The organism is Pseudomonas sp. GW822-FHT04H02, from assembly GCF_058800645.1.
Map to the genome: position 1 here is coordinate 1440724 of NZ_JBXAMM010000001.1, position 12125 is coordinate 1452848.

The window sequence follows — 12125 nt, forward strand, 5'->3', positions numbered from 1 at the left end:
TGCCGACGCTTGTACAAGGGGATTTTTTTGTACAGCTTCGGGAACTTGTGGCAAGCCGGCACTTACTGATGCACAGGGCTGCCTGCCGCACTGCCCCGCCGAATTCATTTCTTGAGAGTGTCCCTATGCCCGCCAGCGCCTCCACCATCCTAGTCGTCGAAGACGATGCCATCGTGCGCATGCTGATTGTCGATGTCCTTGAAGAACTGGAGTTCAGCGTGCTGGAGGCCGACGGCAGCGAAGCGGCCCTGAGCCTGCTGGAGGACGCCGGGCAACATATCGACCTGCTGATGACCGATGTCGGCCTGCCCGGGATGAACGGCCGCGAGCTGGCGGAGCGTGCCCGCACCCTGCGGCCGCAGTTGCCGGTGCTGTTCGCCAGTGGTTACGCCGAGTCCATCGAGGTGCCGGCCGGCATGTCGGTCATCGGCAAGCCGTTCTCCATCGACCAGCTGCGCGACAAGGTGCGCAGCATTCTCGGCTGAGGCCAGGCAGCCTGCTCGGGCGCTGGCGCGCTGTGGTTTAATGGCGGCCTTTTTTACCCCCCGCCTGCCAGGAATGCCCGCTCATGAGCCCCACCGCCGCAACCAAAGTCCTGATCATTGGTTACGTCTGGCCCGAACCCCGCTCCTCCGCCGCCGGCGGGCACATGATGCAGATCCTCCAGAGCTTCCTCGAACAGGGCTGGGAGCTGACCTTCAGCAGCCCGGCCAACGAGGGCGAACACAAGGAAGACCTGACGGCCCTGGGCATTCGTGAATGCCCGATCGAACTCAACAACGCCAGCTTTGACCGTTTCGTCGCCGAGCTGGCACCGGATATCGTGCTGTTCGACCAGTTCATGATGGAGGAACAGTTCGGCTGGCGGGTGGAGCAGCATTGCCCGAATGCCCTGCGGGTGCTGGAGACCTCCGACCTGCAATGCCTGCGTCATGCCCGGCACCAGCGCCTCAAGGATGTTCTCAAGGAGGGCACCGAGGAAGACGACTTCAGCCCGCTGTTCGCCCAGGCGCCGGAGCAGGAATTCCAGCACATGGCCGTCACCGACCTGGCCAAGCGCGAGATCGCCGCCATCTATCGCTGCGACCTGAGCCTGATGATCTCCGAGGTGGAAATCGAGCTGCTGGTGCAGCAGTTCCACTTGCCGCCGGCCCTGCTGCACTGGTGCCCGCTGATGCTCGAGCAACTGCCGCAGGGCTTTGCTCCCTTCGAGCAGCGGGCGCACTTGCTGAGCATCGGCAACTTTCGCCATGCGCCGAACTGGGACGCCGTGCTGTGGATGAAGAACCGCGTATGGCCGCTGATCCGCCAGCAATTGCCCGGCGCGCAATTGCACCTGTACGGCGCCTACACCCCGCCCAAGGCCGCGGCGCTGCACAACCCGGCCCAGGGCTTTCACATCATGAACTGGGCCGAGGATGCGCTGCAGGTGATGAGTGCAGCGCGGATCTGCCTGGCGCCCCTGCGTTTCGGCGCCGGGATCAAGGGCAAGCTGCTCGATGCCATGCTTTGCGGCACGCCCAGTGTCACCACCCCGGTGGGCAGCGAATCCATGTCCCAGGACGGCCTGCCATGGCCGGGGGCGGTGGCTGAATCCGCCAGTGGCCTGGCGGCGGCCGCGGTGCGCCTCTATCAGGACCGGCAGCTGTGGGAGCAGGCCCAGGCGGATGGCCGGCAGTTGCTCGAAGCGCGCTACCGCCAGCAAGTCCACGGCCCGGCGCTGATCCAGCGCCTGCAACACTGCCGCCAGCACCTGGAGCAACTGCGTCGGGACAACTTCACTGGCGCCATGCTGCGTCACCACCATCACAAGAGCACCCAGTACATGGCGCAGTGGATCGAAGCGAAAAACCGCCCGGCCTCCTGACCCTTCTTCGCTGGCGCACTGCCGGCGGTGCGCTTGCCGGCGAACAGGCCCTGGGATTTGCGCCGAACGTGAGGCCGCCTTCGCTGGCAAGCCAGCTCCTGCAGCTGGCGTGATGTCGGCGGTGTTCTTGCAGGAGCCGGCTTGCCGGCGAACAGGGCGCCAACCCTGAGAACGCCCTCTCTGGTGCGCGAGCGGGCCACGAGGCATTATCAGCCGGGCCTACAACAAGAACAGGCCCGCGCCATGAGCCGACCCGGCAAGATCACCGACCCCTCCTATGAGTTGATGGACGACCACAACGGCCTGTCCATCATCTATCGCCAGCACGGCTTCCCCTGCCCTCTGGTGCGCTGGCACTTCCACAAGGAATACGAGCTGCACCTGATAGTCGCCAGCTCCGGCAAGGTGTTCATCGGCGACTACATCGGCAACTTCTACCCGCAGACGCTGTTTCTCACTGGCCCCAACCTGCCCCACAACTGGATCAGCCAGGTGGCCGAGGACGAAGTGGTGGCCAAGCGCGACATGCTGGTGAACTTCACCGATGAGCTGTTCGACAGTGGCAGCCAGGTGTTCGCCGAGCTGAAGAACCTCAGCCCGCTGCTGGAGCGGGCGCAGTACGGCATCGAGTTCCGCTGCCCGCAAACCATCGCCCAGGCCCTGCCGCTGATGCAGCGCATCGCCGACTCCAGCGGCATCACCCGCCTTGGCTACTTCCTCATCCTCATGGAGCTGCTGGCGGCCTGCGACGACTACCAGTTGCTGTCCGGCGCCACCAGCGTGCAACTGGCGGACGAACACAGCGTCGACCGCACCAACCGCGCGGTGGACTACATCTTTGCCCACTACGCCCGGGAGTTGCCCTTGGAGGAAGTGGCCGACTACCTGGGCATGAAGCCCAGCTATTTTTCCCGGGTGTTCAAGCAGGCCACGGGGCGCTGCTTCGTCGAGTTCGTCAACCGGCTGCGCATCAGCAAGTCCTGTGAACTGCTGGCCGACGGCGACAAACCGGTGACCGACGTGTGCTTCGAGTCGGGCTTCAACAACATTTCCAACTTCAACCGGCGCTTCCAGCAGCTCAAGGGCATGACCCCCTCCCACTACCGCCGCCTGGCGGTGCAACGCCTGACCGAACAGAACCTCGGCTGAGTACCCACGCTCGGCGCAGGGCTCAAGGGCCTCTTCGCCGGCAAGCCGGCTCCTACAAGAGCCCCCCAATATCACGCCAGCTGTAGGAGCTGGCTTGCCAGCGAAAGCGCCCCCACGCCCGGCGCAGGGAACAATCGCCCCCCCCAGAGCCAACAAACCGGTCTAGGCTTGGTAAACGAGACCCGTTCAGCTTCCGTTCAGCAGTTGTCAATAATCTTCATTTAGCAATGAGTATCATTATGTTACAAATTACCCCCTAGCCTATTTGCCCACCGGTGCTGAATGCTCGTTCCATTTCTGATCATGTTGCGCGAAGGGATTGAAGCCGCGCTTATCGTTGGCATCATCGCCAGCTACCTGAAACAGACTGGCCGTGGCCAGTGGATGCCCGCCGTGTGGATCGGGGTTTTCCTCGCCGCGGCCCTGGCCCTGCTGGTGGGCGGCGGCCTGGAACTGATGAGCGCCGAATTCCCGCAGAAGCAGCAGGAACTCTTCGAAGGCATCGTCGGCCTGGTGGCCGTGGGCATCCTCAGTTCCATGGTGTTCTGGATGCGCAAGGTGGCGCGTTCGATCAAACATTCCCTGCATGTCTCCCTGGACCACGCCCTGGCCGGCTCCAAGCACCAGGTCACGGCGCTGATCGCCATGGTGTTCTTCGCCGTGGCCCGCGAAGGCCTGGAAACCGTGTTCTTCCTGCTGGCGGTGTTCCAGCAGAGCGAAGGCCCGGGCGCGCCCATAGGCGCCCTGCTGGGCCTGATCTCAGCGATCATCGTCGGCTTCCTGATCTACACCGGCAGCATGCGCCTGAACCTTGGCGCCTTCTTTCGCTGGACCGGGCTGTTCATCCTGGTGGTGGCCGCCGGCATCCTCGCCAATTCGGTGCAGGCCCTGCATGAAGCCGGGGTCTGGAACCACCTGCAGACCGTACTATTCGACTTCAGCGCCAGCCTGCCCATGGATGGCCCGGTGGGTTCGGTACTGGCCGGCATGTTCGGCTACCAGGACGCCCCCACCATCAGCACCCTCGGCGCCTATGCGCTGTACCTGGCCGTGACCCTGGTGCTGTTCTTCCTGCCCGGCGGCGCCCCAGCCAAGGCGCCCGGCTCAACGTCTTCCGTTTCCAGTCAGTAAGGCTCCCCATGACCCAGCAAGCCTCTCCCCAGGCCTCGCCTCCCCGCGCTCTGCGCTGGGCGGTTGCCGGTTCGGTGATCGTCATGATCGCCGCCGGCGGGCTGTTCTACTACGCCTCGCAACTGGCCGCCAGCAAGCGCCAGGCCCACCAGGGCGAGATCACCGTGACCATCCACCCCAAGAATTGTGAACCCAACGCGCTGACAGTCCCGGCCGGGCGCGCCAGCTTCCGCATCGTCAACCGTTCGGATCGCGCCGTGGAGTGGGAAATTCTCGACGGCGTGCTGGTGGTGGAGGAACGGGAAAACATCGCCCCGGGCCTGAGCCAGGTGATCAACGCCAACCTGCAGCCAGGGGACTACGCCATCACCTGCGGGCTTTTGAGCAACCCCCGCGGCACCCTGCACGTGACCCCGACCGCCGAGTCCGACGCCCAGGCCAAGGCGCGGCCGTCGATGGTGGCCTTTATCGGCCCGCTGTCGGAGTTCCGGGTCTACCTCAGCACCCAGGGCAGTGCCCTGGTCAAGGCAGTGAACGCCTTGCAGCAGGCCATAGACGCCGGCGACCTGAAACAGGCCCAGGCGCTGTACCTGCCGGCCCGCGCAGCCTATCAGCGCCTGGCCCCGGCGGCCCAGCGCCTGGCCGAGCTGGACAACACCATCAACGCCCGTGCCGATTATTTCGAACAGCGCGAACAGGATCCGGGCTTCAGCGGTTTCCACCGCCTGGAATACGGCCTGTTCCAGAAAAATGACCTGGCAGGCCTGGCTCCCGTAGCTCAGCGCCTGTCCAGCGACGTGGTCAGCCTCAAGGAACAGTTGCTGGCCCAGACCCTGCCACCGGAGCAATTGGTGAGCATCGTCGCGCGCAACATGCGCAGCCTGGCCGACCTGCGGGCCAGCAGCGGTGAAGAAGAACGCTACAGCCACAGCGACCTCAACGGCTTTGCCGCCAACCTGGAAACCACGCGCAAGGTCATCGACCTGCTGCGGCCGCTGCTGGCCAAGTCCGCGGCCCAATTGCTGCCCCAGGTGGACAGCGCCGCCGATGCCCTGGCCACTCGCCTGGCCAGCCTGCGCGACGGCTTCGGCTATGTGGCCTACGACCAGGTCGACGCCCGGCAGCGCAAAGAGATCGCCGACAAAGCCAAGGCCCTGGCCGACGCCCTCGACGCTATTGATCCCGCACTTGGCCTTTCCGGCCTGTAACAAGACGAGTTTTCAATGAACGATTCAGACCAGCCCAATCCGTCTTTTTCCGCCCAGCGTCGGCGCGTGCTGCTGGGCATGGGCGCCGCCGGCGTGGCCCTGGCCGGCAGCAGCCTGAGTTGCCCGGCCATGGCCGCCGCGCCCGCCCAGGTCACCGAAGCCCCCAGCAGCGACAAGACCCAGGACCGCCACGACTTCCATGGCCAGCATCAGAGCGGCATCGTCACCCCGCGCCCGGCCGCGGGCATGCTGGTGTCCTTCGATGTGCTGGCCAGCGACCGCGACGACCTGGAGCGGCTGTTTCGCACCCTCGACCAACGCATTGCCTTTCTCATGCGCGGTGGCCCGGTGGCCCAGGTGGACCCGAAGCTGCCGCCCCTGGATTCCGGCATCCTCGGCCCGGTTGTGACCCCGGACAACCTGACCATCACCGTCTCGGTGGGCGAATCGCTGTTCGACGAGCGCTTCGGCCTGGAGGCGGCCAAACCCAAGCGCCTGATCCGCATGGTGGGCTTCCCCAACGATGCCCTGGAGCCCGCCTGCTGCCACGGCGACCTGAGCCTGCAGTTCTGCTCCAACACCGCCGACACCAACATCCACGCCCTGCGCGACATCGTGAAGAACCTGCCCGACCTGCTGCTGGTGCGCTGGAAACAGGAAGGCAGCGTACCGCCCCAGGCCCCGGCCAAGCCCGGCGAGCCGGCGCAGAGTGCGCGCAATTTCCTGGGCTTTCGCGATGGCTCGGCCAACCCCGACTCCAACGACCCGAAGGCCATGCAGCAGATCGTCTGGGTCCAGCCCGGCAGTGACGAACCGGCCTGGGCGGCCCATGGCAGCTACCAGGCAGTGCGGATCATCCGCAACTTCGTCGAACGCTGGGACCGCACCCCGCTGCAGGAGCAGGAAAGCATCATCGGCCGGATCAAGACCAGTGGCGCGCCCATGGACGGCCAGAAGGAAAGCCAGGTGCCCGACTACGCCCGGGACCCCCATGGCAAGGTCACCAAGCTCGACGCCCACATCCGCCTGGCCAACCCGCGCACTGCCCAGAGCCAGCAGAACCTGATCCTGCGCCGGCCGTTCAACTACTCCAACGGAGTCAACAAGAACGGCCAGCTGGACATGGGCCTGCTGTTCATCTGCTACCAGGCCGACCTGGAGAAAGGTTTCATCGCCGTACAGACCCGTCTGAACGGCGAACCCCTGGAGGAGTACCTCAAGCCCACTGGCGGCGGTTACTTCTTCACCTTGCCGGGGGTCACCGGCGAAGAGGATTTCATCGGGCGTTCGCTGCTCGATGCCACCCGGCCTAAAAGCACTGCCTGACACCCATGACACAACAACCCCCACGGAAAAGTCCCATGAAAAAGTCGCCTCTCGCTGTGTTGCTGACCCTTGGCTTGCTCCACGCGCCGCTTTCGGCGTTCGCCGCAACTGCGCCCCTGGAGCTGGTGGGGCCGATCTCCGACTACAAGATCTACGTCACCGAACAGCTCGACGAACTGGCCAGCCACACCCAGCAGTTCACCGATGCGGTGAAAAAGGGCGACCTGGCCGCCGCCAAGAAGCTCTACGCGCCGACCCGGGTCTACTACGAGTCGATCGAACCGATCGCCGAGCTCTTCAGTGACCTGGACGCGTCCATCGACTCCCGGGTCGACGACCACGAGAAAGGCGTCAAGGCCGAAGACTTCACCGGCTTCCACCGCCTGGAATACTCACTGTTCTCGGAAAACAGCACAGCAGGCCTGGGCGAGCTGGCCGACGGCCTGAACAAGGACGTCAAGGACCTGCAGACCCGCGTCGCCGGCCTGACCTTCCCGCCGGAAAAAGTCGTGGGTGGCGCCGCCGCGCTGCTGGAAGAAGTGGCCGCAACCAAGATCTCCGGTGAAGAAGACCGCTACAGCCATACCGACCTCTACGACTTCCAGGGCAACATCGACGGGGCGAAGAAAATCGTCGACCTGTTCCGTCCGCAGATCGAGAAGCAGGACAAGGCCTTTGTCGCCAAGGTGGACAAGAACTTCGCCACGGTGAACAAGATCCTGGCCAAGTACAAAACCCCTGACGGCGGCTTCATGACCTACGACAAGGTCAAGGAAAACGACCGCAAGGCCCTGGTAGGCCCGGTCAATACCCTGGCCGAAGACCTCTCCACCCTGCGCGGCAAACTGGGCCTGAACTGAGCCCGGAACCCAACACGCCATCCTCCCTGTAGGAGCTGGCTTGCCAGCGAAAGCGGCCCTGGGTACAACCCCCGCCTCAAGGCCCTCTTCGCCGGCAACATCATCACGAATGCAGATAAGCCTGGGCTGTGACACGTTATCCCGTTAACGTTCACGGCCCATCGACTTTCATGGAAGACCCTTCATGCCTCGCTCCACAGCCGCCAGCGCGCCGCTGACCGTCAGACCCTTCTCGCTGGTTCCACTGATGGCCGCCTATATGGCCTGCACCATGTCGATGATGGCCTTCGTCTCGCTGATCGGCCCGATCTCCCGGGCCCTGCACCTGGAAACCTGGCACGCCGGCGCGGCCGTCACCGTTTCCGGGGTGATCTGGATGCTCCTGGCGCGCCCCTGGGGCCAGGCCAGTGACCGCTTCGGCCGGCGCCGGGTGCTGCTGCTGGGCACCGCCGGCTTCACCCTCGCCTACTGGGCCTTGTGCCTGTTCATCGACCTGTCGCTGCAGTCGCTGCCCAGCGTCGCCATGGCCTTTCTCGGCCTGATGCTCGGCCGCGGCCTGATCGGCGCCTTCTACGCGGCGATCCCGGTGGGCGGCTTCGCCCTGATCGCCGATAACGTCGAGCCTCAGCACCGCGCCCGTGCCATGGCCACTCTGGGCGCCGCCAACGCCGTGGGCCTGGTGCTGGGCCCGGCGGTGGCCGCGCTGCTGGCGCGCTACAGCCTGAGCCTGCCGTTCTACGCCATGGCGGTGCTGCCGTTGCTGGCATTCCTGGTGCTGCGCTACCAACTGCCGCGCCAGGAACTGCACCTGGCCCAGGCGCCGACCCGGGTACGCCTGGGCGACCCGCGACTGCGCCGGCCCATGGTGGTGGCCTTTGTCGCCATGCTCTGTGTGTCGGTGGCCCAGATCACCGTCAGCTTCTATGCCCTGGACCGGCTGCACATGAGCCCCGCCGATGCCGCCCAGACGGCCGGGGTGGCCCTGGCCATGGTCGGCGTGGCGCTGATCTGCGCGCAGTTGGTGGTGCGCAAGCTGGAATGGCCGCCGCTGCGGATGATCCGCTACGGCGCCCTGCTGTCGGCGCTGGGTTATGCCGGCAGCATGCTGGTGGACAGCGCCTGGGGCTTGTGGCTGGCGTTCTTTGTATCGGCGGCAGGCATGGGTGGGGTGTTTCCGTCGTTCTCGGCCCTGGCGGCGAATGCCGTAGAGGCCTCGGAACAGGGCGCGACTGCCGGCAGCATCGGCGCCGCCCAGGGCCTGGGCGTGGTCATCGGGCCCATGGCCGGCAGCCTGATCTACGCCATCGAACCGCGCCTGCCCTACCTGCTGGCGGCGGTGCTGCTGGTACTGATCGCGATCTGGCCCGCCCCGCAGCCCAAAGACCTGTAGCTGCTGCAGGCTGCGAACGGCTGCAAATCAGACGCCGCTCTTGAGGTTGCTGAAGGCCCTGCGGACCTTTGCGCAGCCTCGCAGGCTTGGCAGCGGCTACAGGTACTGCGCTGCTTTTGTAGCCGCTGCCGCAGGCTGCGAACGGCTGCGAAGCAGACGCCGCTCTTGAGATTGCTGAAGGTCCTGTGGACCTCGGCAGCGGCTACGGGTTAAAGCATGCGGTAGAGCAAGCGCTCGATGCGCACGCGGCTGACCCGGCGCAGGAACTTGCCCACGGCCTCGGGGTAGTCCACCAGGCTGTCCAGGTACTGAAAGTGCTCGATACGGCGGGTGTGGCGATAGATCTCGGCCTGTTCGGCGTTGCGCGCCTGCAGCAGCTCGCCCTTGGGGTCGTCCAGCAACAGGGCGTTTTCCAGGTCCAGGCGGAAGGCCCGCGGGTTGAGGTTGTTGCCGGTGAGCAAGGTATAGCGCTCATCGACCCACATGCCCTTGAGGTGGTAGGTGTTGTCACCGTCACGCCACAGGTGCAGGTTCAACTGGCCGTTGTCGATCACTTTCTGATGCCGCTTGGCAAAACGCCGCAGGCTGATTTCATACAGATAAGGCAGCGCGGCGATCACCTTGAACGGCTCGCTGGGCGGGATATAGAAGTCGTTGGCGGTCTTGTCGCCGACGATGATGTCGATCTTCACCCCGCGCTCCAGGGCCCGGTTGATCTCCCGGGTCACCGGCAGCGGCAGGTTGAAATACGGGGTGCAGATGGTCAGCTGGCGCTGGGCGCCGGCAATCAGCTCGCAGATCACCCGGTTCAACGGGTTGCCCTTGCCCACCCCGAGCAACGGGCTGACCGACAGCCCGCTCTTGTCCAGGCCACCGGCAGTGGTGTCGTAGGTGGCGTGCTTGAGGCGGCTGCGCAGATCGCCGATGTCGTTGCGCAGGCTGCGGGTGGTGGGCAGGTTCGGCAGGTCCAGGCGGTGCACTGCCCGCGACTCCACCAGGCCGTGCTGCACCAGGTGGTGCATGGAGTCGGCCAGCGCCTGGTTGTGCAGCAGGTGGTAACGGTCGAAGCGGTACTTGTCGAACTTGTGCAGGTACACGTTGTTCAGGCTGGCGCCGCTGTAGAGCACGCAGTCGTCGATGACGAAACCCTTGAGGTGCAGCACCCCGAACAGCTCGCGGGTCTGAACCGGCACGCCGTAGATCGGCACTTCGCTGGCGTGAGTGCGGGTCATTTGCTGGTACCAGGCCGAGTTGCCCGGCTGCTTGCCGGCACCGATCAGGCCGCGCTGGGCCCGCAGCCAGTCAACCACGACCACCACTTCCAGCTCGGGGCGGGCGGCCTTGGCGGCGTGCAGGGCATCGAGGATTTCCTGGCCGGCTTCATCCTGTTGCAGGTACAGCGCGACGATATAGATGCGCCGGCGTGCCTGGGCAATCTGCTCCAGCAGCGTGCGGCGAAACTGCGCGGCGCCGGTCAGCGTGGTGAAAGCCTCGGCGGCCAGTGGGAAGCTGCGCAGCTTGGGCAGCAGGGAACGTTTGAAAAGCGACGGCATTAGGGCTCGCAGTGGCTCAAATCCAAAGAGCGCAAGAGCTTACACCATGGACCGGCCGGAGTCCCCTGCCTGGCATGTATAACGCCCTCCCTCAGCAAAGCACCCGCCCGCTGTGCGCAGGAGCCGGCTTGCCGGCGAATGGGCCCCCAAGCCCTGTGCAAGGCGCAATGACACCTTCGCTGGCAAGCCAGCGCCTACAAGGGTAATGGCCAGTTTCGAAGAAAATTCAAGAATGTCATTGACCAAGGAGAACGATCGTTCTACTGTTCGCCACATGAACGAAATCATGCACTCTGAAACCCGAGACATCATCCTCGATGTCACCGAGAAACTGATCTACCAGAACGGCATTGCCGCCACCGGCATGGATCTTCTGGTGAAGACCGCCGGCGTCTCGCGCAAGAGCGTCTACCGCTATTTCACCAACAAGGACGAGTTGGTGGTGGCCGCCCTGGAGCGTCGCGATCAGCGCTGGATGCACTGGTTCTGCAGCGCGGTGAACCAGGCCGCGACCCCGGCCCTGCGCCTGTTGGCGCTGTTCGACGTGCTCAAGGACTGGTTCGCAACCCCCGATTTTCGCGGCTGCGCCTTTATCAACACCAGTGGCGAAACCGGCGACCCGCAAGACCCGGTGCGCCAAGTAGCAAAACGGCACAAGCAGAACCTGCTCGACTACGTGACCGAGCTTTGCCAGGAACATGGCGTGCAACATCCTGAGGAACTGGCAGCGCAACTGCTGATCCTGATCGATGGCGCCATTACCGTTGCCCTTGTCATGGGCAATCACAGTGCTGCTGATAATGCGCAATGCATGGCGCGAAAGTTATTGGACCTCTGATTGTTTTAAACAAGAGCAGCTTCTTTGTTTGAACAGCAACTTTCATTGGAGACAGATCATGTCGTCTAACGCTCAAGTGCGCCCGCCCCTTCCGCCTTTCACTCGCGAGTCGGCGATTGAAAAGATCCGCCTGGCCGAAGATGGCTGGAACTCCCGGGACCCGGAGCGGGTATCCCTGGCCTATACCCTGGATACCCAATGGCGCAACCGCGCCGAGTTCGCCCACAACCGCGAAGAGGCCAAGGCGTTCCTGACCCGCAAATGGGCCAAGGAACTGGATTACCGCCTGATCAAGGAACTGTGGGCCTTTACCGACAACCGTATTGCCGTGCGCTACGCCTACGAATGGCACGACGACTCGGGCAACTGGTTCCGTTCCTACGGCAACGAAAACTGGGAGTTTGACGAACAGGGTTTGATGGCCCGGCGCTTTGCCTGCATCAACGACATGCCGATCAAGGCCCAGGAGCGCAAGTTCCACTGGCCCCTGGGCCGCCGGCCCGACGATCACCCGGGCCTGAGCGAACTGGGCCTGTAATCACCACCGCCTCTGCCCTTGTAGGAGCTGGTTTGCCAGCGAAAGCGCCCTCAAGCCCGGCACAAGGCTCCGAGACCCGTTCGCCGGCAAGCCGGCTCCTACGAAAAAACACACCTCCTCTGCCCCCGTAGGAGCTGGCTTGCCAGCGAAAGCGCCCCCTAGCCCGGCACAAGGCTGCGAGGCCCATTCGCCGGCAAGCCGGCTCCTACGAAAAAACACACCTCCTCTGCCCCCGTAGGAGCTGGCTTGCCAGCGAAAGCGCCCT

General features: G+C 64.5%; 11 protein-coding genes. 10 read left to right on the top strand and 1 reads right to left on the bottom strand.

Features of this window, described 5'->3' with window-relative positions:
* Positions 1 to 125: 125 nt before the first annotated feature.
* The 8 genes from AC1RMG_RS06450 (at position 126) to AC1RMG_RS06485 (ending at position 8931) form a co-directional block, all read left to right on the top strand.
* Positions 126 to 485, top strand: a complete 360-nt coding sequence (locus AC1RMG_RS06450; RefSeq protein WP_011061535.1) for a response regulator — start codon at positions 126 to 128, stop codon at positions 483 to 485.
* A gap of 83 nt (positions 486 to 568) precedes the next feature.
* Positions 569 to 1867 carry a glycosyltransferase gene (locus AC1RMG_RS06455; RefSeq protein ID WP_236203164.1) on the top strand — a complete coding sequence of 433 codons (1299 nt, stop codon included), beginning with the start codon at positions 569 to 571 and terminating at the stop codon, positions 1865 to 1867.
* A gap of 243 nt (positions 1868 to 2110) precedes the next feature.
* On the top strand, positions 2111 to 3016 hold the full coding sequence (locus tag AC1RMG_RS06460) for an AraC family transcriptional regulator (RefSeq protein WP_065364162.1): 906 nt from the start codon (positions 2111 to 2113) through the stop codon (positions 3014 to 3016).
* A 282-nt stretch (positions 3017 to 3298) separates the two neighbouring features.
* Complete coding sequence (gene efeU, locus AC1RMG_RS06465) at positions 3299 to 4147, top strand: iron uptake transporter permease EfeU (RefSeq protein WP_015635789.1); 849 nt, start codon at positions 3299 to 3301, stop codon at positions 4145 to 4147.
* An 8-nt stretch (positions 4148 to 4155) separates the two neighbouring features.
* Positions 4156 to 5355, top strand: coding sequence for an iron uptake system protein EfeO (gene efeO / locus AC1RMG_RS06470; RefSeq protein ID WP_404672623.1), 1200 nt, complete (start codon positions 4156 to 4158; stop codon positions 5353 to 5355).
* 15 nt (positions 5356 to 5370) lie between these two features.
* The gene (gene efeB / locus AC1RMG_RS06475) at positions 5371 to 6681 is read left to right on the top strand and encodes an iron uptake transporter deferrochelatase/peroxidase subunit (protein ID WP_011061540.1); all 1311 of its coding nucleotides are present in this window, start codon (positions 5371 to 5373) and stop codon (positions 6679 to 6681) included.
* A 35-nt stretch (positions 6682 to 6716) separates the two neighbouring features.
* Positions 6717 to 7541, top strand: a complete 825-nt coding sequence (gene efeO / locus AC1RMG_RS06480; RefSeq protein ID WP_123430690.1) for an iron uptake system protein EfeO — start codon at positions 6717 to 6719, stop codon at positions 7539 to 7541.
* 184 nt (positions 7542 to 7725) lie between these two features.
* Positions 7726 to 8931 (top strand): MFS transporter, encoded by a 1206-nt coding sequence (locus AC1RMG_RS06485; protein ID WP_011061542.1) that lies wholly within the window; start codon positions 7726 to 7728, stop codon positions 8929 to 8931.
* A 209-nt stretch (positions 8932 to 9140) separates the two neighbouring features.
* On the opposite strand, the gene pssA is transcribed toward AC1RMG_RS06485, so the two are convergent.
* Positions 9141 to 10484, bottom strand: coding sequence for a CDP-diacylglycerol--serine O-phosphatidyltransferase (pssA, locus tag AC1RMG_RS06490; RefSeq protein ID WP_015635793.1), 1344 nt, complete (start codon positions 10482 to 10484; stop codon positions 9141 to 9143).
* 274 nt (positions 10485 to 10758) lie between these two features.
* Between pssA and AC1RMG_RS06495 the strand changes: the two genes are divergently transcribed.
* Positions 10759 to 11322, top strand: coding sequence for a TetR/AcrR family transcriptional regulator (locus AC1RMG_RS06495; RefSeq protein ID WP_493168775.1), 564 nt, complete (start codon positions 10759 to 10761; stop codon positions 11320 to 11322).
* Between the two features lie 58 nt (positions 11323 to 11380).
* Entirely contained in the window at positions 11381 to 11860 is a 480-nt protein-coding gene (locus AC1RMG_RS06500) for a nuclear transport factor 2 family protein (protein WP_011061545.1), read from the top strand.
* Positions 11861 to 12125 lie beyond the last annotated feature (265 nt).